This is a genomic window from Pseudomonas sp. LSJ-87 (genome assembly GCF_032971465.1).
Taxonomy (GTDB): Bacteria; Pseudomonadota; Gammaproteobacteria; order Pseudomonadales; family Pseudomonadaceae; genus Aquipseudomonas; species Aquipseudomonas putida_Z.
The window spans coordinates 1-317 of sequence record NZ_JAWJYQ010000127.1 but is presented as its reverse complement, the minus strand read 5'-3'; the positions used below and the strand labels follow the sequence as shown (position 1 = coordinate 317).

Annotated in this window: 1 other RNA gene; it reads right to left on the bottom strand. The window is 53.6% G+C overall.

Annotation, left to right across the window (positions count from 1 at the left end):
• Nucleotides 1–316, bottom strand: a transfer-messenger RNA (tmRNA) gene (ssrA, locus tag RYH74_RS26370); the annotation flags it as partial.
• Nucleotide 317 lies beyond the last annotated feature (1 nt).

Sequence of the window (317 nt, the reverse complement as noted above, 5' to 3'; positions counted from 1 at the left end):
TCCGCCAGCTCTCCGCTATCGGTTCTACATGCTTAGCCAGCTCTACTGAGTTAACTCCGCGCCGCCCGAGTGGCAGGGTGCTTGGAGCGAGCTGTATGAGTTTTAGCCGTTACGTCTACAGCGAACTTGGCGGCGATCCTGTTCTATCTGACAGTCGTTTCGGGTTTACAGGCATCCCCTAGCGACTGCTAGCCGCATTAAGCAGCTAGAGCGTAGTTGTCGTCGTTGGCAACTATAAGTTTGCAGCAGCGAATTTACGAGTTCTGCTACCAGCTCGGCATGCCCCTCAAGTTTTGTTACCGGCGTCGAATCCTAAT